Here is a 19,441-nt window from a genome sequence, read left to right on the forward strand (position 1 = left end):
CCTATATATCATTTTGTTTTGTCGGGGGCAGTGTTTTTTTTTTTATACCACCTCTTTTCACTCACCCCCCCGGTTTGGGTGGTACCGGCCCCGCGGGGCCCCCCCCCTCCCCCGCGGGGCCCCCCGTGTCCTCCCGTCGGCCGTCAGGCCAGGAACTCAGCGGCCTCCAGCCGCATCGCCCGAGCCAGTTGGGCCGTCGACAGCTCCCGTACGTCGGCCGGCACCGAGTTCCGCAGCCGTCCGCACTGCGGACAGCGGATCAACCGCCCGGGCCCGAGCCGCCCGGGACCGAGGTTCTGCATCGGGAACGTGGTGGTGCTGAACAGGTGCCCCTCGGCACAACGAACGACGGTGCGCTGCTCCATCGATCCCCTTCCCATCCCTAACCCAGTACTCACCCGTACTCATCGCGTCCCGGCGGCCTGGCCCCGGGACAGCGTCACATTAGGGGATGTTCCGGACATTCCACACCATGGCTCGCCGCCCCGACCCCACACCCACCGGGGCACTCGCACGCGGCCCAAACAGTACGCTCCCCGCCCGCCCCCACCGGGCTCCGCCACGGCCCGGGACCGGCCGTGCGACCACTGTCGCGGATGGGGTACAGTGACACTGGAATGAGCAGTCTCTGACGGCTCATCAGGCGGGCGTAGTTTAATGGTAGAACATGAGCTTCCCAAGCTTAGAGCGCGAGTTCGATTCTCGTCGCCCGCTCCAGCAGTAAAGCCCCAGGTCAGCGACCTGGGGCTTTTGCGTTGTCCGGGCACCGCCGAGGGGCGGGGGCGGGCTTCGGAGGGCGCCGACGGCCTTCCGGGCGTCGTTGACGGCGTCCAGTTCGGTCCCGGCGCCGTAGCGGTTCTCGTTCTCGGCGAGGTCGGCGAAGGTGGCTTCGGCGGCGAGCTTCCGCCGGTTGCGGGGGCCGTGAGGTGGAAGGCGCGGTCGGGGATGCCCGAGCCCCGCCGTGTCGGTTGTCCTTGCCTGTCCGGGGCCCTCTGGCGCAGTGTCGTCCGATCAAGTGATCATCTCTATGACGTGCTGTCATGTTCTATTGCCAGAGAGGGTGTTCACGATGTTGGTCGACTGGCCCACCGAGACGTTCGTGCTGCGACTGCACCGCATTCCCGGCCTGGTGGCCGGTGCTCCGGCGGGGAGCCCGGAGGGCACTGCCGTGGTGCTCGCGCCCGAGGCCGGCGGTGATGGTGAGCAGTGGGTGGCCGAGCGGTTCCGGGTGCTCAACCACCGGATCCGGCACGTCGCCACCGGCCTGTACCTGACCGCCGAGGAATCGAGCCGGGGCGCCGCGGTCACCTTGCGGCCCAAGTTCCCCGACACCGGCAGCGACTCCTCGTACTGGCGGCAGGCCTGGCGGGCCTTCGTCCAGCGCGACACCGGTCGGCTGATGGCCGTGCACGACTCCTCCAACTGCCTCCTCGGCCTGGCCGAACCGGCTGCCGAGCGGCCCGGCGGACCGCTGGTCCTGGAGAAGGGCGCCGGGGCCGAGGACCGGTCCTGCACCGCCTGGGCGCCCGCGCCCCTCGCACCGCCGAAGCCCGCACCGGCTCCGGTGCCGAAGGCCACCGACCTTCCGGTGGGGACGGGCCGGGTCCGGGTGCCGGCCCGCCGCTACGAGAAGCGCGTGCGGACCATCGAGCAGATCTTCGACGAGACCAGCTTCCGGGAGGTCCCCGGCGACCTCCTCACCCCGGGCACCCGCATCGAGACCTTCGACTTCGACCAGTACTCCCAGGGCGACTGGTACCAGGAGGGGCGGGAGGGGAGTCTCGTGACCTTCACGGACAGCTACGACACGGCGGGTGCCGTACGCAGGTCCTTCCACCGGTTGAAGGGGGAGCCCGCCCGCTACGTGGACTCCGGGGAGGTGGACGTCCACTACGTCCCGCCGAAGCTCGTCGCCCGCACCAACTTCCCCGCCGCCCTCTTCGACCGCGTCGGCGGCAGCGGCGCCCTCTTCCGGACGCCGTACCGGCTGCCCAACGGGCACGGCTTCTACAACCAGCCGGAGCGCCGCGAGGGCCTCTACTTCCCCAAGCGGGACGGCGCCGGCACCGTCGTGCAGTGGAACAAGACCTGGATCGCGGACAACGACACCACGTCCAAGGTCTTCCTCTGCTTCGACGGCCGCTACTTCATCGACCAGATGGACATCACCTGGGCGGACGACGCGAAGGGCTGACCCCGGATCCGGTGGGGCCCGGGGCGGGGAACTGTCCGTGCCCGGGGGCCGTCCAAGGAGTGATGGAATGCCTGCCCGGGTTGAACGCCGGGGGGAGTACGGAGGGCCCTGTGCAGTCAGGTGGTGCCGAGCTGAACCTGGGGTGCCCGGACGGGTTCCGCGCCGGCGCGGTGGCCGTGCCGGACTGGTGGCCGGTGTTGGCCCCGGATGTGACGGTCGATCAACTCGACGCCGGGGAACGGTGCGAGGAGCTGCTGCGGGAGACCGTGGAGGCCCTCCGGCCGGTGCCGGTGTGGCAGGAGGCGGTGCCGCGGGCGGGGGTGCGGTTGGCGGCGCCGGGGCGGCGTGGGGCCGAGGTGCTCTGGTACGTGACCCGCGGGCGGGACCTGTTGACCGTCGTGTCCCCGGGCCGGCGGGCGGAGTTGGCGGGTGCGGTGGAGCGGCAGTGGCGGCGGCGGGGGTGGACGATCACCTCGCTGAACGCCGGACGGGACCGGCCCGGGGTCGCCGCGACGACTCGGGAGGGTTCTCAACTGGTGCTGTGCTTCGGCGAGTTCGGTGAGATCCGAGTGACCGCGAGCCAGCTCGGGGTGGCCCGCTCGGAGCGGGTGCCCGAGTTGCCGGGAGCGGGTGAGCCCGATCCGGCTCCGCTGCCCTACGTGCACTGCGCGTACTGGAGCGCACTGGTGTGACGCGCGGGGGCGGGTTACGGGGGAGGCGTGGAGCGAGTCCCCCCGGACCCGCTCCACGCCGCCACGTCGCGCGGCTTCGGCGCTGCCGCTCCCCCCGACACCCCGGCAGCCTCGCCGTTCCCCCCTGCACCACCCTCCGGCGAGAGCGTCCGCACAGACCCGGCGAGTCCCCACCCCCGGGGACGTCGTGCTCTCACGCTAACAAACCGCGTGGTTGGTTTGTCAATAGTGGGATCCACGAAAAATCCACAATCGTGGCGATGTGGTCGGGCCGGTGTGATGGGCGTCCCACCAGGCAGTTGTGACCTCGCCGGGGTGGTGGGCGGCCGGGCCGCACGCTCCCGGACGCGCGCAGCGCGCGGCCCGGAACCCGACATTCCATGCATCATGACAGCACGGAGTGACACCGCGCGAGTGCCCAGCGCAGCGGAGGAGCGGGCTCCGGAGAGCCGGGGCGGTCAGCGCAGCAGCCGGCGCTCCTTGGCCACCGCCACCGCGCCCGCCCGGGTGTCCACGCCCAACTTGTCGTAGATCCGGCCGAGATGGGTCTTCACCGTCGCCTCGCTGATGAACAGCGCCCGGGCGATCTCCCGGTTGCCCAGCCCCTGCGCCAGCTGTTCGAGGATGTCCTGCTCGCGCTCGGTGAGCTGCGGCGAGGGCGCCCGCATCTGCGCCATCACCCGGGAGGCGACCGGCGGGGAGAGCACCGTCCGGCCCCGGGCGGCCGCGTGGACGGCGGCGAACAGCTCCTCCGGCCGCTCGGCCTTCAACAGGTAGCCGGTGGCGCCGGCCGCGATGGCCCGGGTGATGTCGGCGTCGGTGTCGTACGTGGTGAGGACCAGGACGTGCGGCCCGCCCGGGGCGGCGGTGATCCGCCGGGTGGCCTCCACGCCGTCGATGCCCTCGCCGAGCTGGAGGTCCATCAGCACGACCTGCGGGGCCAGTGCGGCCGCCAGCGCGACGGCCTCCTCCCCGGTGCTCGCCTCGCCGACCACCTCGATGTCGCCCGCGCTGGCGAGCAGCGCCAGCAGGCCGGCCCGGACCACCGCGTGGTCGTCGCAGACCAGCAGCCGGACGGCGGCGGAGCCGGCGTCCGGTGCGTCGCTCGACGGGGTGCGCGCTGCGTTCATCGGTGCTCCAGGGGGATCGCGGCGGAGACGACGGTGCCCTCGCCGGGGGCGCTCTCCACGGTCAGCGTGCCACCCAGCTGCCGCAGCCGGGCGCGCATGGCCGGCAGGCCGTACCCGCGGGTGCCGCCGGTCACGCGGTACCCGCCCGCCGTCGGATCGAAGCCCCGGCCGTCGTCGGCGACGTCCAGCACGGCCTGGTCACCCAGGAAGGACAGGGTGATCGCGGCCGTCGAGGCCCCGGCGTGCTCCCGGACGTTGGCCAGCGCGCCCTGGGCGATCCGCAGCAGCGCGGACTGCACGGCCGCCGGCAGCGGGACGGGCGTGCCGTCCAGGTGGAAGCGGACCGGCAGCCCGCTCTCGGCGGACTCCCGTTCGGCGAGCGCCCGCAGCGCGCGGTCCAGGGTGCCGCCGTCGGCGAGCTCGGCCGGGGCGAGGTCGTGGACGAAGCGGCGGGCCTCGGCGAGGTTGCGGGCGGCCACCTCGGCGGCGGTGCGGACGTGGGTGCGGGCGGTCGCCGGGTCGGCGTCCCAGGTGCGGTCGGCGGCCTGCAGCAGCATCTGCTGGCTGGACAGGCCCTGCGCCAGGGTGTCGTGGATCTCCATCGCCAGCCGCTCGCGCTCCGCGAGCGTGCCCTCGCGCCGTTCGGTGGCGGCGAGTTCGCGCCGGGTACGGACCAGGTCGGCGATCAGCGCGCGCTGCCGGGCGGCCTGCCGGGCCATGAACAGGAACACCCCGGTGGCCAGCGCGGCCACCGCGGGCGGCAGCAGGACGAGGGTGGCGTCCGCCGTGCCGGGCAGCCGGACCTCGGCGCTCACCACCAGCAGCGTCAGGGCCGCCACCAGCGGGATCGCCGCCTTCGCGGGCAGCGCCCGCAGCCCGGTGTAGATCAGCGGGACGGCGCACCAGGCGAAGCTCGGCGCGAGCAGCACCAGCACCACCCAGAGCGCGACCACCAGCGCCAGCGTCCACCGGCGCGGCCGGCCCGGCGGGGTCGGGCGGCGGTGGTCGAGCCAGGAGGCGGCCGGCTGGGCGACGGCCAGGGCGGCGCTCAGCCCGATCACCCAGGGGATCCGGGGGCTGTCGGCGTGGTGGGTGAGGTAGCGGCTGAGCGCGGCGGCGAGCAGCAGCAGGAAGGCGGAGTCCAGCAGCAGCGCCAGCCGTCCGGCGTCCGGGTCACCGGCGTCGCGCCCGCCGGGGGGCGGACCGGCGGACGGGTGGGGCTGCTGCACGGGGGGCTCCTGGCGCTACGGGCTCCGGACGGGGCTCGGCCGACGACCCACGGGGAGGCGGGCCGACGCCCGAGCAGTGTCGGGCGGGGCAGGGCGGGTGGAGCGGTACGGGCCGGCGCCCGCTGCACCGACCTGCGCCGATCCCTCGATGCTGACCCGTCCGGCCCGGTCCCGCATCAGCCGATCGGTTGACGCCGGCGTCCCCCATCATGCCCGGACGGTCGCGCCGGACCGTCGATGCCGCGCACCCGGATCCGGCCGGAGGATCGGAGCAGAGCCGGGCGGTCCCCCCGCCGCCCGGCCCCGGACCCGCCGCGGACCCCGCGGACCCGCCGTCCCGTTGAGGAGCTGGACCATGAAGAAGACCTCCGTGCGCACCCGGGTGCTGACCGGCACCGCCGCCGTCGCCGCGCTCGCCGCCGCCGGCGTCGGCGCCGTCTCGGCCAGCGCCGAGACCACCGAGACCCCGGCCTCCCCGGCCGCGGTGAAGGCCGACGCCCAGAACAGGAACCTCGCCCAGAGCACCGGCCTGACCGTCGACGCCGCCACCCGCGCCGCCCAGGCCGCCCTGGACGCGGCGACCAAGGCCGGCCAGCACGTCTCCGTCGCCGTGGTCGACCGGGACGGCGTCACCCGCGTGCTGCTCAAGGGCGACGGCGCCGGCCCGCAGGCCCCGGAGTCGGCCGAGCGCAAGGCCTTCACGGCGGTCTCCTGGAACGCCCCGACCTCGGAGCTGGCCAAGCGCCTGGCCCAGGCCCCGAACCTCAAGGACATCCCCGGCACGCTGTTCCTGGCGGGCGGCGCCCCGGTGCAGTCCAAGGGCGCTCCGGTCGCCGGCATCGGTGTCGCGGGCGCGCCCAGCGGCGACCTGGACGAGCAGTTCGCGCAGGCCGGCGTGGCCGCCCTGGCGAAGTGACCCGCCCCGCCCGGTCGGCCCGCCGCCGGGGCCGGCCGGCCGGGCGAACTCCCGTACCCGGTACCCGCCGTGCTCCCGGGCGACGGCCCGCGGCGGACTCGTTCGGGTGAACAAGGGGAGGGTCGCCGCAGAACAGGCGGTGACCCTTTGAAAAGCCGGTGTCGTTGTCAGTGCCGCGTGGCAGGCTTCCCGGTATGACGGCGTGGACCCTCAACGACATCGAACGTGCGATCCGCTCCTCCTGGGGTGTCGACACCTGCGCGCCCGAGGACCAGGCCCGCTGGCGTCCCGACAATCCCGCCCGCGGCCAGTGCGGGGTGACGGCCATGGTGGTGCACGACCTGCTCGGCGGCGAGCTGATGATGGGCGAGGTCCACGTCGACGGGGTCCGGACGGACCTCCACTGGTGGAACCGCTTCGCCACCGGCTTCGAGATCGACCTCACCCGGGAGCAGTTCGACCCGAACGAGCTGGTCGGCCCCGGCCGCCCGGTCGCCCGCCCGGCCCGCCCCGGTCGGCTCCAGGCCCAGTACGAGCTGCTGCGCCACCGCGTGGTCGCCGAGCTGGAGCGCGGCGCCTCGGCCGGCCGCCTCCGCCGCCCGGCCCGGGTCGCGTAGCCGCCCGGCCGGGGAGTCCTGGACATCCCCGGCCCGCCGGACTCCCCTGACGTACAGTCGCTCCCGGACGGACCAACGTACGGGTGACGGCGGCGGACGGAGTGCGCGGATGAGCGGGGCGACGGTCGGTTTCGTGGGGCTGGGCGCGATGGGGCAGGGCATGGCCGGCAGCCTGCTGCGCGCCGGCCACTCCGTACGGGTCTGGAACCGCTCGCCCGAGCCGGTGGCCGCCCTGGTGGCCCTGGGCGCCGAGGCGGCCGGCTCGCTCGCCGAGGTGTTCGCCGCCGACACGGTGGTCTCGATGCTGGCCAACGACCAGGCGGTCGAAGGGCTGCTGCTCGACCCGGGGCTGCTGGCGGGCGCGAAGGCGACCCTGCACGTCAACATGGCCACCGTCTCGCTCGCACTGGCCGAGCGGGCCGAGGAACTGCACGCCGGGCACGGCATCGGCTACGTGGCCGCGCCCGTCCTGGGCCGGCCGCCGGTCGCGGCGGCGGGGAAGCTCAACATCCTGGTCGCGGGCGCACCCGAACTGCTGGACCGCGCCGAGCCCCTGTTCGCCGCGATGGGCGAGCGCAGCTGGCACTTCGGCGACCGCCCCGGGCAGGCCAACACCGCCAAGATCAGCACCAACTTCCTGCTGGCCTGCGCGATCGAGTCGATGGCCGAGGCGTGCAGCCTGGCCGAGGCCCACGGGGTCCGGCCCACCGACCTGGTCGAGATGCTCAGCAGCACGCTCTTCCCCGGGCCGGTCTACTCCGGCTACGGCTCGATGGTGGCCGAGCGCCGCTACGAGCCGGCCGGGTTCCGGCTGCCGCTCGGTCTCAAGGACGTCGGCCTGGCCCTGGAGGCCGGGGCCGCGCGGCACGTCCCGCTGCCCTTCGGCGGCATCCTGCGGGACGCCTTCCTGGACGCGCTGGCGCACGGCGACGGCGAGAAGGACTGGGCGGCCGTCGCCGAGGTCGCCCGCCGCCGGGCCGGGCTGCCGGCCTGACCGACCGCCGGAACCCCTGGCCGGGGCTGCGGAATACCCGGCGGTCCGCCGGTGCTCGCTCGGGTGTCCACAGCACCTGACAGGGGGAGTACCGATGACCGACCAGCCGTCCGACGCCGGGGCGCCGCGCCGTTTCCTGTTCCTGGACGCGAGCTCGCGCGTCGGCGGGAACACTCAGCAACTCGCCCGGCTGGCCGCCGAGTCGAGCCTGCCCGAGGGCGCCGAGCAGCAGTGGCTGCGGCTCGACGAGCACCCGCTGCCGCCCTTCCAGGACCTCCGGCACACCGGTGACGGCCGCTACCCGGAGCCGGTCGGGCACGAACGGACGCTGTTGGAGGCCACCTTGGCGGCCACCGACCTGGTCCTCGTCGCGCCGCTGTACTGGTACACGATGCCGACCAGCGCCAAGCTCTACCTCGACTACTGGTCGGCCTGGTTCCGGGTGCCCGGGCTGGCCTTCCGGGACGGCATGCGCGGGGGCACCCTGTGGGACGTCACCGTACTGGCCGGGACGGAGAAGCACGCCGAGCCGCTGATCGGCACCCTCAAGCTGACCGCCGAGTACATGGGGATGCGCTGGGGCGGCGCGCTGATCGGCAACGGGACCAAGCCGGGGGACGTCCTGCGCGACGAGCGGGCGCTGATCGCGGCCAAGTCCTTCTTCGCGGGCTGATCCGGCCGGAGACGGCCGGAGACGGCCCGGGGCAGTCCGGGCCGCCTCTGCGCGGACCGATGGATTCAAGCCACCCGGGCCCGTGCGCTACTGTCTTCGCGGGCGTGTACCCGTCACTTTGCGGTCGTCCTTTGCCGAGGTGCAAAAGCCCTACCGTCGGACGGAGTTGGGCGATTCGGGCGCCCCGGGCCCGGTCGTGGAACGGAACCGGGCACCCGCCTTCCGAAGTGGCCGAATCGTTCGGTACTCTCCGTCGGAATTTCAGCTTCGCGGGGGAGTGGCGGCATCCACAGCCGCCCCCTCGCGCCCGGGCCTCGCCCGGACACTTCCGTGAGGTCTCCTTGTCCATACGTCGCAGTCTTGCCCTGGCCGGCGTCGCCGCGCTCACGTCCTCGCTGGTGCTCACCGGCGCCCAGGGCGCCATGGCCGTCGGCTCCACCGGCACCCCGTCCGCCGCCGCTCAGGCCGCGCAGGCGAACCACCAGAACCTCGACCTCTCGGTGCGGGGCGTCCCGGACACCTTCGTCGCCGGCGGTGACGCCCGCGTCTTCTCCTACCGGATCCAGAACTCGGCGAAGAACGACTTCGTCGCCTTCCCGCTCCTGAAGTTCAAGAACAAGGCCGGCTCGCTCAAGGCCAAGGACCTCAAGGTCGAGTACCAGCTGCCGGCCGGCCTGCCCGGCGGCGGCACCTGGCGGACCGGCTCGATCGCGCCCGGTGGCGGCGACGGCGACGACAGCGCCGTGCTGATCCTGCTCGGCGGCGTGAACGACGGCGGCCCCGCCGACGACGCGCTGCTCTACCTCGCCCCCGGCAAGCGGATCGACATCGACGTCCGGGTCTCCTTCACCAAGGACACCCCGCTGGGCAAGGCCGGCGTCGTCCCGGTGGTCTTCTCGGCCAACGCCGACGACGAGTCCGACAACGGCCACTTCAGCTGCGACGGCATCAAGGGCGCCGGCTTCACCATCAAGGCCGGTGGCGGCGGCAAGCCCACCCCGACCCCCACGCCCACCAAGACCGGCAAGCCGACCCCGACCACCAGCGCGTCGCCCTCGGCCACGACCACGGGGACCCCCACCACGGCGCCGACCACCCCGGCGCCGACCACCCCGGCCCCGACCACTCCGGCGCCGACCACCTCCGCGCCGACCACCCCGGCCACCGGCACCGCCTCGCCGTCGGCCTCCCCGACCGACTCCGGCGCGCCGGCCACCCCGGCCCCGACCGCCAGCAGCACCGACGTGCAGCAGCCGATCGACTTCCCGGTGGACGTGCCGAAGGTCACCCCGCCGAAGATCACCCCGGCCGTCGTCACCAAGGCCAAGACGGCCGCCGCCGACGCCGGCAAGACCCTCGCCACCACCGGTGGCGGTGACGACACCACCATGATCGCGGCCGCCGGTGGCGCCGTCCTGGTCGCCGGTGTCGGCACCCTCGTGGTGCTCCGCCGCCGCAAGGCCGGCCAGCAGGGCTGATCCGGGGCCGACCCGGGCCCGCCCGGAGCGGCTCCCGCTCGATCGACCCCGTGCCGCCCGGCCCCGGGGCGGGGGGGGGCGGCCCCCCCCCCCCCCCCGCGGCGCCCCCCCCCCCCGGGCGGTTCCCCCCCTTAACTTCGGTGGTCGGGCGGGTGGGGGCGGAACGGCGGGGAGAGGTACAGGTGCGGGGAGATCGCACGGCACGGGCCACCACCGACTACGAAGCCACGACCGGTCGGATCGCGGGTCTACCGCTCCGCCGGCACCACGTGCTGCTGACAGCGTGGACGGTGCTCTGGTTCTTCCTGGTGGAGCCCAGCGGCGGCTTCTCCTGGCACTACCTGCGCCAGGGCGAACAGCTGCTGTTCAGCGGCCAGCCCGACGGCGGCCTCTCGCTCTACGCCCACCACCCCGAGCTGCAGATCGGCCCGGTCAGCCTGGCCGCCGCCCGGCTCACCGCCCCGTTCTCGCCGCACGTCGGCCAGCTGATCGCCGAGGCGGCGAGTGCCGGGCTCGGCCTGGTGATGCTGGTGCTGGTCGGCCGCACCGCCGCCCTGTACTACCTCGGCACCGGCACCAACCACCGCCGGCTCCAGCAGCGGCTGCTGATCGCCGGGCTGGCGTTCATCCCGATGTGGGTCGAGGTGTCCGTCCGCTTCGCGCACCTGGACGACGTCCTCGCGCTGTTCTTCACCACCCTCGCCGCGCACGCCCTGGCCCGCGGCAAGCCCGTCCAGGTCGCGGTGTTCCTGGCCCTGGCGGTCGATTCCAAGCCCTGGGCGCTCGCCTTCGCCCCGCTGATCCTGGCCCTGCCCCGGCCCGCCTGGCTGCGCACCGTGCTCTGGTTCTGCCTGCTGGTCGCGGTCGCCTGGCTGCCGTTCTACCTGGGCAACCTGGACACCATGGCGGCGGCCAAGTTCACCATCCCGAACCAGCCCGCCTCCGCGCTGCGCTGGTTCGGGGTCACCGACCCGGCCACCCCCTGGTGGGACCGTCCGACCCAGTTCGCGCTGGGCATCGGCCTCGGCTGCGTGGCCGTCTGGCGCGGGCGCTGGCCGGCCGTGGTGCTGCTCGGGGCGGACGCCCGGATCCTGCTCGACCCGAGCGTCTACACGTACTACACGGCCTCGATCCTGCTCGGCACCCTGCTCTGGGACGCGGTCGGCCAGAAGCGGCTGGTCCCGTGGTGGAGCTGGATCGCGCTGGCGGCGCTGTACGGCGGCACACTGTTCCTGCCGTCCGACGCGGCCCGCGGCTTCGTCCGGCTCGCCTTCGTGGTGGTCTCCGCCGCGTACGTGCTGCTCTGGCCCACCCAGCAGTCCCGCCGGCCGCGGCCACCGGCCCAGGGCGGCGGGGAGGGCCGCCGGCGCTCCGCCCGGCGGCGCGAGCGGGAGCTGGTCGACGCCTGAGGCCTCCCGGAACACGGCTTGACCCTCACGCGACGTGAGAGCGGAGGGTGGTGGTCACCACCAGGGAGGAGCTCCGGATGAACGGGGACGAGGGCTACGCGGTCGGCGCCGTGGCGAAGATCGCCAAGGTGACCGTCCGCACCCTGCACCACTACGACGAGATCGGACTGCTGTCCCCCGCGGGACGCACCCGGGCCGGCTACCGCCGGTACGTGGACGCCGACCTCGACCGGCTGCAGCAGATCCTGTTCTACCGCGAGCTCGGATTCGCCCTGGAGGAGATCACGGCGATCCTGGACGACGACTCGGTCAGCCCGACCGAGCACCTCCGGCGTCAGCACCGGCTGCTGACCGACCGGATCGGCCACCTCCAGGAACTCGCCACCGCCGTCGAACACGCCATGGAGGCACGCAGGATGGGCATTCAGCTGAGCCCGGAGGAGAAGTTCGAGATCTTCGGCGAGGGCTACCGCGAGGAGTGGGAGCAGGAGGCCGAGCAGCGCTGGGGGAAGACCGAGGCCTGGGCCGAGTCCCAGCGGCGCACCGGCGCCTACACCAAGGCCGACTGGCAGCGGATCCAGGAGGAGATGGCCGGGCTCAACGCCCGCCTGGTCGCGGCCGTCACCGCCGGCGACCCCGCCGACGGCACCGCCGCCATGGACCTCGCCGAGGAGCACCGGCAGCACATCTGCCGGAACTTCTACGACTGCACGTACACCATCCACCGCGGCCTGGCCTGCCTCTACGTCGAGGACCAGCGCTGGACCGCCACCTACGAGGAGCTGGCCCCCGGGCTGGCGCAGTGGCTGCACGACGCCGTCGTCGCCAACGCCGACCGGCACGAGAAGGCGTAGCGGCGCAGGCGTCCGCTACGCGACCCCGCGCCCGAAGGAGCGCCGGTAGGCGGTCGGTGAGGTGCGCATCACCCGGCCGAAGTGGTGGCGGAAGGTCGCGGCGCTCTCGAAGCCGACCGCCACGGCGACCTCCTCCACCGAGCCCTCCGGCGACTCCAGCAGCGTCAGACTGGCCGCGATGCGCTGGGTGACGACCCAGCGCATCGGGCTGGTGCCGTTGCGGGCGGTGAAGTGCCGCAGGTACGAGCGGTCCGACATCCGGGCGGCCCGGGCCAGCACCGAGACGGTGAGCGGCTCGGCCAGGTGGTCCAGCGCCCACTGCATGCTGCGGGCGACCCCGTCCTCGTCCTCCTCGACCGGACGGACCGCGGCCTCGATGAACTGCGCCTGCCCGCCGTCCCGGTGCGGCGCCACCACGAAGCGGCGGGCCACGCTGTTGGCCACCTTGGCGCCGTGGTCCCGGCGCACCAGGTGCAGGCACAGGTCGATCCCGGCGGCGCTGCCCGCGCTGGTCAACACGTCGCCGTGGTCGACGTACAGCACGTCCGGGTTGACCCGCACCCGCGGGTAGCGCTGCTGGAGGAGGTCGGCGTACCGCCAGTGGGTGGTCGCCTCCTTGCCGTCCAGCAGTCCGGCGGCGGCCAGCGCGAAGGCGCCCGAGCAGATCGAGACGATCCGGGCGCCGCGCTCGTGCGCCGTCCGCAGCGCCTCGACCAGGCCGGGGGAGACTTCGCCGCCGAAGGCGTTGCGCACGCCGGGGACGATGACGGTGTCGGCCGCGGCGAGTTCGTCCAGGCCGTGCCGGGCGGTCAGCGCGAAGCCGCCCACCGCGTCCAGGGGCGTGCCCGGCCGGTCCGCGCACACCTTCAGCCCGTACCAGGGCGCGGCCAGCAGCCCGCCCAGCTCGGGCCGGGCCAGCCCGAACACCTCGACCACCACGCCGAGTTCGAACGGTGCCATGCCCTCGAAGGCGTACACCGCGAGGTCGTGCACGGGCTCCGGGCGGCGGCCGATGGTGACGGCCACCGGCCGCGGCCGGACGGGCGCGGCCGCGTCGACCGGCTCCTCGACGTACTGCTCGGCCATGCGAACCCCCTGCTCACGGGTGGCGGAACTGCCGGTGAGTGTAGTCGTCGCGGCCCGCCCGGAACGTCCCGCGAACTTCCCGCGAATCCCCCTGCAACCTCCACCCGCGCCGCACGTCCATCACTACGGGGCGGAGGGATCCGGGTCGGACGCGGCTGCGAGGATCTCCCCGATCACGATCTTGATCAGGTGCCTGACGGTCCGGCGAGCACGCCGCCCACCGTCCCGGGGGAAAGCAGAACCGCACATGTCCATGGCCATCGGCCCGATCGCCGCGCCACGGTGGGGGCGCGGCTTCTCCGTCCGCGCGGCCCGCGGAGTCCGGGGCGCGGTCGTCGCGCTGTTCGGTGCGCAGGAGGCCGGTGCGCCGGACTCCGTGCTCACTGTCGAGCAGCAGCAGCAGCAGCCGGCGCAGCGCCGCTCCGGCTTCCGGCTGGTGCGCGGCGGCCGCGGTCCCGCGGAGGACCGGCCCACGCTGACCGACCTGTACCACGCCCACCGGCTGGGCCTGGTCCGGATGGCGGTCCTGCTGGTCGACCACCAGGACCTGGCCGAGGACGTCGTGCAGGAGGCCTTCACCCAGCTCTACCAGCGTCACGGCGAGCACCTGGACGACCTCGACAACGCGCTCGGGTACCTGCGGACCTCGGTGGTCAACGGCGCCCGCTCGATGCTGCGCCGCCGCCGGACCGCCCGGGAGTACGTGCCCCCGCACGAGGCGGACGCCCCCTCCGCCGAGGACCACGCGGTGCTCAACGACGAGCACCGACGGGTGCTCGTCGCCTTGCAGGAGTTGACCCCCCGCCAGCGTGAGGTGCTGGTGCTGCGCTACTGGTCCGACATGTCGGAGGCGCAGATGGCCGAGACCCTGGGGCTCTCCCGGGGCGCCGTGAAGTCCACTGCCAGCCGGGCCCTGGACGCCCTGGAGAAGCACCTGGAGAAGGTTCGATGACCGACAAGTTCCCCCGCCCGGGCGGCGGTGACGGCGGTGGGCCGGCCGAAACCGCGACCGAACGGCTGCTCCGCGAGGCGATGGACGCCCGGGCGTCCCTGATCACCGTCCACGGCCTGCGCCCGGCCGCGCCCCCGCGGGGCCGGGTCCGCAGGCTCCGCCCGGTGTACCTGACCGCCGTGCCGGTCCTCGCCCTGGCCGCCTCCCTGGGGATCGGCCTGCTCGCCTTCCACGGCGACCCGGTCGCCAAGCAGGACGTCCCCCCGCCCCCGGCCGCGAGCATCACCGCGCCCCCGACCCCCGGCCCGGACGCGACCCCCACCCCGGACGCCTCGCCCACCCCGGCCGGCACCGCCCCCACCACCGGCGGTCCCGCCGCGGACCGGCCGCTCTCCGACCTCGTCCCGTCCTCGTCCGGCTCGGGCGTGCCGACCGGGCCGGGCACGCCGTACACCTTCCGCGGCGTCAAGTTGAAGGTGCCGGCCGGCTGGAAGGCCGTGCCGCTCTCGGACCAGGCGGTCTGCCTGCTGAGCCCGGGCGCGCCGACCGATCCGCAGCGGAACTGGTCGTCGGCGGTGTGCGCGCCGTACGGCGTCCAGGTCACGGTCTACAACTCGGCGGGCGAACTCCAGGGCGGTGCCTGGCCGACGACGGCCGACCTGGACGCCCCGGCCGGCTGGGCGCACCAGGGCAGTTGCCCGGTCTGGGGCAACCCCCACCCGCCGGCGGCGGGCGAGATGAACAGCGCGGGGCCGACGAAGAGCGCGGTCACCGTGGCGGGGAGTCCCGCGGTCAGGTCGCAGTGGCAGGTCACCTGCGGCAGCGACTCCTTCACGACCCAGCTGTGGGCCCTGCCCAAGGACCAGGTCTTCGTCTCGGCGCAGGGGCTCAGGTCCGACTACCAGCCTGGGCTGACGGCCGTCGTCAACAGCCTGGACCCGAGCGGCCACCAGGCCCCGGCGGCGGCGGAGCCCGGCCCGAACGACCTCGCGGTCAGCATCGACGGCCTCTCCTCCGGCCAGCAGATGCGGATCGGCAGCGCGGTCGCCACCTTCTCGGTGACCTTCCGGAACACCGGACAGGGCACCTACGACCAGGTCCAGCCGCTGCTCTTCACCGACCGCTACGGGGGCACGCCGACCGCGCCCGGCCAGCAGCTGCCCAACGACGGCAAGCTGGAGGTGCAGACGGACGGCGGCTGGTCGGTCCGGGCGATGTCCCGGGGGAGCGACACGTCCTACGCGGTGGCGCAGGACCAGGACGTCTTCTCGCTGGGCCCGGGGCAGAGCAGGCGGCTGACCTACCGGCTGACGATCGGGCCCAAGGACGGGACCGGGGACATGCCGCTGAGGGCGCAGGCCCTGGTGCCGTACCGCGGCAGCGGCGACCTGACCGTGCTCGGGCACCAGGACATCGCGCTCAGGATCGTCCAGTAGCGCGCAGGGCCCGGCCTCCCCGCGGTGGGGAGGCCGGGCCCCGGCGCGGCCTCGGGTTCGGTCTCAGGCTCAGGCTCAGGCCAGCGAGGCCATCCAGGCCTCGACCTCGTCGCCGCGCCGCGGCAGCCCGGCCGAGAGGTTCTCGTTGCCGTCGGCGGTGACCAGGATGTCGTCCTCGATCCGGACGCCGATGCCGCGGTACTCCTCGGGCACGGTCAGGTCGTCCTGCTGGAAGTACAGGCCGGGCTCGACGGTGAGCACCATGCCGGGCACCAGCAGGGCGTCGACGTGCTCCTCGCGGCGCGAGTGGGCGCAGTCGTGGACGTCCAGGCCGAGCATGTGGCCGGTGCCGTGCAGGGTCCAGCGGCGCTGCAGGCCGAGCTCCAGGACCTTCTCGACGTCGTACACCGAGGCGTCCAGCAGGCCCCAGGCGAGCAGCCGCTCGGCGAGGACGCGCTGTGAGGCGTCGTGGAAGTCGCGGAAGCGGGCACCCGGGCGGACCGCGGCGATGCCGGCCTCCTGGGCGTCGTACACCGCGTCGTAGATCTTCCGCTGCAGCGCGGTGAAGGAGCCGCTGATCGGCAGGGTGCGGGTGACGTCGGCGGTGTAGAGGGTGTGGGTCTCCACGCCGGCGTCCAGCAGCAGCAGCTCGCCGGGGCGGACGTCGCCGTCGTTGCGGACCCAGTGCAGGGTGGTGGCGTGCGGGCCGGCCGCGGCGATGGTGCCGTAGCCGACGTCGTTGCCCTCGACCCGGGCGCGGCGCCAGAAGGTGCCCTCGATCCAGCGCTCGGAGGTGGCGACGGCCTGCCCGAGCTCGCGGACCACGTCGGTGAAGCCGTTGACGGTGGCGTCGCAGGCGGCGCGCAGCTCGCCGATCTCCCACTCGTCCTTGACCAGGCGCAGGCCGCTCAGGAACTCCTTGAGGTCGGCGTCCTTGTCGGCGTCCAGCACCTCGGCGAGCGCGGCCTCCAGGCCGGCGTCGTAGCCGCGGACGATCCGGGTCGGCACGGCGGAGTCCTTGGCGCGCCCGGCCAGCTCCTCGGCGGCCTTGCGGACGTCGCGGGCGGGCAGGCCGAGCAGCTGCTCCTGCTCGGTCAGGCTGTGCCGGCGGCCGACCCACAGCTCGCCGTAGCCGTCCAGCCAGAACTCGCCGTTCTCGCGGTCCGAGCGGGGCAGCAGGTAGAGGGTGAACTCGTGGCCGGCGTCGCCGGTCGGCTCGCCGACCAGCACCGCGTCCTCGGTCCGGTCGCCGGTGAGGTGCACGTACTCGCTGGCGGCGCGGAAGTTGTAGTCGGTGTCGTTGGAGCGCACCCGCAGGTTGCCGGCCGGGACGACCAGGCGCACGCCCGGGTGGGCGGCGGACAGCGCGGCACGGCGCGCGGCGGCGTACGGGGCCTGGGCGACCGGGGTGAGGCCGTGCAGCTCGGTGTCGGCCCAACCGGTCCTCATCGAGGCGGACAGCTCGTCCGAGATCTCGCCGTAGAGGCCGTTCTTGCGGCCCTTGAACGGCGGCGGCTCCTCGCCGCCCTCGGCCTCGGGGTTCTCGGCCACTGCGGGGGTCCGGTCCTCGGTCACGTGCAACGCCTCCTTGGGGGTGGTACCGCCGCCCTCGGGGGAGGTGTCGGGTCGCGACACGCGCGGGCGGCCGTGCGTCCATGGTACGGACGCCCGGCCGCCCGCCCGTCCGGGGTTCGTATGGGCAGGGCCCGTCTTCGGACTCCCGCCTGCGGGGCGGCGACGGGCCCTACTCGAAGCGCGCGGCCAGCAGCATCAGGTCGTCGGTGGCCGGGGAGGCGTCCGGGGCGGGGCAGACGGCCAGCAGATGGGCGCAGAGCCGCTCCGGGTCGATCCGCACGTCGCGCGGGGCGTCGGCGGCGGCCCGGCGCAGGTTGGCCTGGCCGGCGTGCAGGGTCGGGCCGCAGCGGCGGGCCAGGCCCTCGGTGTAGAGCAGCAGGGTGTCGCCGCGCCCGGCGGTGAGCTCGACCCCGGGGGCCTCCCAGCAGGCCAGCATGCCGAGCGGGGCGGAGAGCGAGGTCTCCACGAACTCGGCGCCGTGCCGGTCGACCAGGACGGGCGGGCAGTGCCCGGCCCCGGCCAGGGTGATCCGGCGGTCCTCGGGTTCGACCCAGGCGTAGACGGCGGTGGCGGTGCGGGTCGGCTCGGTGGTCTTGAGCAGCAGTTCCAGGTCGCCGAGGACGGAGACCGGGTCCTCGCCCTCCAGCACCGCGTACGCCCGCAGCGCGGCCCGGATCCGGCCCATCGCGGCGGCCGCGCCGGGGGCGGAGCCGGGGCCCGCGCCGGGGCCGTCGCCGGAGACCGAGCCGACGGTGAGGCCGACGGTGCCGTCCGGCAGCGGGATGGCGTCGTACCAGTCGCTGCCGCTGGAGCGGTCCAGGCCGGCCGGGACGAGCCGGGCGGCCAGTCGCAGTCCGGGGATCTGCGGGAGGTGGTCCGGCAGCAGGCCGCGGCGCAGCGCCTCGGTGGTGCGCAGGGTGCGTTCCGCCTCCAGCTGCTTGGCGAGCAGCGGGGCGGCGATCTCGCAGTAGTGGCGGGCGAGTTCGCGCTGGCAGTCGGTGGGCTGGGCGGGCCGGTCGTAGAACCAGACGGCGGCGGCGAGCGGGCCGTCCTCGACGGTGGCGAGCGGGAGGCCGTAGGCGCCGCCGAGGCCGAGGTGGACGGCGAGTTCGCGCAGCCGGGCGCCGACGGCCGGGTCGTCGGCGAGGTCGGCGGAGTGCAGCTGTTCGGGGCGGTCGTGCTCGCTCAGCAGCCGGGCGAGCAGGCTCTGTTCGGTCGGGACGGTCTCCAGGGCGCCGAGGCTGGCCCGGTCCAGGCCGAGGCCGACGGGCTGGCCGGTGCCGCCGCCCGGCAGCAGGGTGACCAGGACGCCGCGGTCGGCGCCGAGCAGGGCGGCGCCGGAGGCGAGCACGGCGTCCAGGGTGGCGGTGGTGCCGCGGGCGCGGGCGAGCCGCTCGGTGTGCTCGTACAGGCTGGTGATATCGGACAGGCGTCCGGCCAAACGGTCCTGCACCGTGCTGGACGGTGCTGCGGGGCCGTCGGCGCCGCCGTCCGGCGCGTCGGTGGGGCCGGGCAGGTCCGGCGGCGGGTCGAGGACGGTGAGCCCGCCCGCACAGCCGGTCTCACCCGGCTCTGCGGGCGGCGTCGACGGCTGGGCGGCCGACGCGTGGGACTTGGTCATGCCGCCACTCCTGACGCGGTGCTACGTGCCATGCGAAACCCCCAGGTACGGCCAATGTGGAGCGAGCACGGCCAAAGGACGCGTTTCGCCTCGATTCGCTACTACTCGTCATTGATCGACAGCAATGCCACCACTTCTACACAGGCCATTCGGGGCATGTCCAGATCCAGGACGATGCGGTGGCCGGTTCCACGTCCGCGCGACCCGGTCGGAGGGCGCGCACCGGGCGCGGCGCGCCGGTCGGAGCCGGAGGCATGGAGCGAGCCGGGAGCGGGCAGAACCGAGGGGACGGACCGGGCGGCCGTCCGGATCGTATGTCCGCGCCGCCCGCGATCCGGGCTGGCCGGAAGTCTCTCACTCGTACGGTGGAACCAAGCGCGCCCGGGCGACGTCCATCCGGTCGCATACGGGATTCTCGTTCCAGGGGCTGTTCCAGTGCGCGGCCCTTCTCATGTCGTGCTCCACACCGTGCTCCACGTCGTAGCCGCGCCGTCCGCCGTGCCGCCCGCCCCGTTCCGCGCCTTTCCGGGGCCGTGCCGCCGCGGGCCCCTGCGGCGGGTCCCGACGGATGTCGGTGGGGCGGAG

General features: G+C 74.3%; 16 protein-coding genes, 1 tRNA gene and 1 pseudogene. 12 read left to right on the forward strand and 6 right to left on the reverse strand.

Features of this window, described 5'->3' with window-relative positions; all coding sequences use genetic code 11:
* Window positions 1–143: 143 nt before the first annotated feature.
* Window positions 144–380 carry a hypothetical protein gene (locus ACFWXO_RS11685; protein ID WP_375882694.1) on the reverse strand — a complete coding sequence of 79 codons (237 nt, stop codon included), beginning with the start codon at window positions 378–380 and terminating at the stop codon, window positions 144–146.
* Window positions 381–643: 263 nt separating this feature from the next.
* Here ACFWXO_RS11685 and ACFWXO_RS11690 point away from each other — a divergent pair.
* The 3 genes from ACFWXO_RS11690 (at window position 644) to ACFWXO_RS11700 (ending at window position 2,886) form a co-directional block, all read left to right on the forward strand.
* Window positions 644–717 (forward strand) — tRNA-Gly (locus tag ACFWXO_RS11690).
* Window positions 718–1,069: 352 nt separating this feature from the next.
* Entirely contained in the window at window positions 1,070–2,194 is a 1,125-nt protein-coding gene (locus ACFWXO_RS11695; RefSeq protein WP_380523383.1) for an RICIN domain-containing protein, read from the forward strand.
* Between the two features lie 110 nt (window positions 2,195–2,304).
* The gene (locus ACFWXO_RS11700; RefSeq protein WP_380523384.1) at window positions 2,305–2,886 is read left to right on the forward strand and encodes a hypothetical protein; all 582 of its coding nucleotides are present in this window, start codon (window positions 2,305–2,307) and stop codon (window positions 2,884–2,886) included.
* Between the two features lie 458 nt (window positions 2,887–3,344).
* Here ACFWXO_RS11700 and ACFWXO_RS11705 read toward each other — a convergent pair whose 3' ends face one another.
* Both ACFWXO_RS11705 and ACFWXO_RS11710 read right to left on the reverse strand, forming a co-directional pair.
* Window positions 3,345–4,016 carry a response regulator gene (locus tag ACFWXO_RS11705; RefSeq protein WP_380523385.1) on the reverse strand — a complete coding sequence of 224 codons (672 nt, stop codon included), beginning with the start codon at window positions 4,014–4,016 and terminating at the stop codon, window positions 3,345–3,347.
* A complete protein-coding gene (locus ACFWXO_RS11710; protein ID WP_380523386.1) occupies window positions 4,013–5,245 on the reverse strand; it encodes a sensor histidine kinase in 1,233 nt (410 codons plus the stop codon). The genes ACFWXO_RS11705 and ACFWXO_RS11710 overlap by 4 nt, the downstream gene beginning before the upstream one ends.
* Window positions 5,246–5,600: 355 nt before the next feature.
* Between ACFWXO_RS11710 and ACFWXO_RS11715 the strand changes: the two genes are divergently transcribed.
* The 7 genes and pseudogenes from ACFWXO_RS11715 (at window position 5,601) to ACFWXO_RS11745 (ending at window position 12,186) form a co-directional block, all read left to right on the forward strand.
* Entirely contained in the window at window positions 5,601–6,161 is a 561-nt protein-coding gene (locus ACFWXO_RS11715; RefSeq protein ID WP_375882684.1) for a heme-binding protein, read from the forward strand.
* Window positions 6,162–6,355: 194 nt separating this feature from the next.
* Window positions 6,356–6,778 (forward strand): hypothetical protein, encoded by a 423-nt coding sequence (locus ACFWXO_RS11720; RefSeq protein ID WP_375882681.1) that lies wholly within the window; start codon window positions 6,356–6,358, stop codon window positions 6,776–6,778.
* Window positions 6,779–6,821: 43 nt separating this feature from the next.
* A pseudogene (locus ACFWXO_RS11725) lies at window positions 6,822–7,772 on the forward strand (NAD(P)-dependent oxidoreductase); the annotation flags it as partial.
* A 94-nt stretch (window positions 7,773–7,866) separates the two neighbouring features.
* Entirely contained in the window at window positions 7,867–8,445 is a 579-nt protein-coding gene (locus ACFWXO_RS11730; RefSeq protein WP_380523387.1) for a flavodoxin family protein, read from the forward strand.
* A gap of 341 nt (window positions 8,446–8,786) precedes the next feature.
* A complete protein-coding gene (locus ACFWXO_RS11735; RefSeq protein ID WP_380523388.1) occupies window positions 8,787–9,923 on the forward strand; it encodes an LPXTG cell wall anchor domain-containing protein in 1,137 nt (378 codons plus the stop codon).
* A 182-nt stretch (window positions 9,924–10,105) separates the two neighbouring features.
* Entirely contained in the window at window positions 10,106–11,332 is a 1,227-nt protein-coding gene (locus tag ACFWXO_RS11740; protein WP_380523390.1) for a hypothetical protein, read from the forward strand.
* A 77-nt stretch (window positions 11,333–11,409) separates the two neighbouring features.
* Complete coding sequence (locus ACFWXO_RS11745) at window positions 11,410–12,186, forward strand: MerR family transcriptional regulator (RefSeq protein WP_375882672.1); 777 nt, start codon at window positions 11,410–11,412, stop codon at window positions 12,184–12,186.
* Window positions 12,187–12,201: 15 nt separating this feature from the next.
* Here ACFWXO_RS11745 and ACFWXO_RS11750 read toward each other — a convergent pair whose 3' ends face one another.
* Complete coding sequence (locus ACFWXO_RS11750) at window positions 12,202–13,272, reverse strand: helix-turn-helix domain-containing protein (protein WP_380523391.1); 1,071 nt, start codon at window positions 13,270–13,272, stop codon at window positions 12,202–12,204.
* Between the two features lie 247 nt (window positions 13,273–13,519).
* On the opposite strand from ACFWXO_RS11750, the gene ACFWXO_RS11755 reads away from it, so the two are divergent.
* Together ACFWXO_RS11755 and ACFWXO_RS11760 are read left to right on the forward strand one after the other, a co-directional pair.
* Window positions 13,520–14,224, forward strand: coding sequence for an RNA polymerase sigma factor (locus tag ACFWXO_RS11755; RefSeq protein WP_380523393.1), 705 nt, complete (start codon window positions 13,520–13,522; stop codon window positions 14,222–14,224).
* Window positions 14,221–15,660 carry a hypothetical protein gene (locus ACFWXO_RS11760; protein WP_380523394.1) on the forward strand — a complete coding sequence of 480 codons (1,440 nt, stop codon included), beginning with the start codon at window positions 14,221–14,223 and terminating at the stop codon, window positions 15,658–15,660. Before ACFWXO_RS11755 ends, ACFWXO_RS11760 begins: the two co-directional genes overlap by 4 nt.
* A 75-nt stretch (window positions 15,661–15,735) precedes the next feature.
* Here ACFWXO_RS11760 and ACFWXO_RS11765 read toward each other — a convergent pair whose 3' ends face one another.
* Together ACFWXO_RS11765 and ACFWXO_RS11770 are read right to left on the reverse strand one after the other, a co-directional pair.
* Window positions 15,736–17,235 (reverse strand): aminopeptidase P family protein, encoded by a 1,500-nt coding sequence (locus ACFWXO_RS11765; RefSeq protein ID WP_380523395.1) that lies wholly within the window; start codon window positions 17,233–17,235, stop codon window positions 15,736–15,738.
* Between the two features lie 169 nt (window positions 17,236–17,404).
* On the reverse strand, window positions 17,405–18,856 hold the full coding sequence (locus ACFWXO_RS11770) for a PP2C family protein-serine/threonine phosphatase (protein ID WP_380523397.1): 1,452 nt from the start codon (window positions 18,854–18,856) through the stop codon (window positions 17,405–17,407).
* Between the last annotated feature and the right edge of the window lie 585 nt (window positions 18,857–19,441).

The organism is Kitasatospora sp. NPDC059088, assembly GCF_042738155.1.
In the GTDB taxonomy this organism is placed as follows: Bacteria; Actinomycetota; Actinomycetes; order Streptomycetales; family Streptomycetaceae; genus Kitasatospora.

Coding starts and splice junctions, on each gene's coding strand:
- ACFWXO_RS11685 (WP_375882694.1), bottom strand. CDS start 380: ATGGGAAGGGGATCGATGGAGCAGCGCACCGTCGTTCGTTGTGCCGAG.
- ACFWXO_RS11695 (WP_380523383.1), top strand. CDS start 1,070: ATGTTGGTCGACTGGCCCACCGAGACGTTCGTGCTGCGACTGCACCGC.
- ACFWXO_RS11705 (WP_380523385.1), bottom strand. CDS start 4,016: ATGAACGCAGCGCGCACCCCGTCGAGCGACGCACCGGACGCCGGCTCC.
- ACFWXO_RS11715 (WP_375882684.1), top strand. CDS start 5,601: ATGAAGAAGACCTCCGTGCGCACCCGGGTGCTGACCGGCACCGCCGCC.
- ACFWXO_RS11720 (WP_375882681.1), top strand. CDS start 6,356: ATGACGGCGTGGACCCTCAACGACATCGAACGTGCGATCCGCTCCTCC.
- ACFWXO_RS11730 (WP_380523387.1), top strand. CDS start 7,867: ATGACCGACCAGCCGTCCGACGCCGGGGCGCCGCGCCGTTTCCTGTTC.
- ACFWXO_RS11745 (WP_375882672.1), top strand. CDS start 11,410: ATGAACGGGGACGAGGGCTACGCGGTCGGCGCCGTGGCGAAGATCGCC.
- ACFWXO_RS11750 (WP_380523391.1), bottom strand. CDS start 13,272: ATGGCCGAGCAGTACGTCGAGGAGCCGGTCGACGCGGCCGCGCCCGTC.
- ACFWXO_RS11755 (WP_380523393.1), top strand. CDS start 13,520: ATGTCCATGGCCATCGGCCCGATCGCCGCGCCACGGTGGGGGCGCGGC.
- ACFWXO_RS11760 (WP_380523394.1), top strand. CDS start 14,221: ATGACCGACAAGTTCCCCCGCCCGGGCGGCGGTGACGGCGGTGGGCCG.
- ACFWXO_RS11770 (WP_380523397.1), bottom strand. CDS start 18,856: ATGACCAAGTCCCACGCGTCGGCCGCCCAGCCGTCGACGCCGCCCGCA.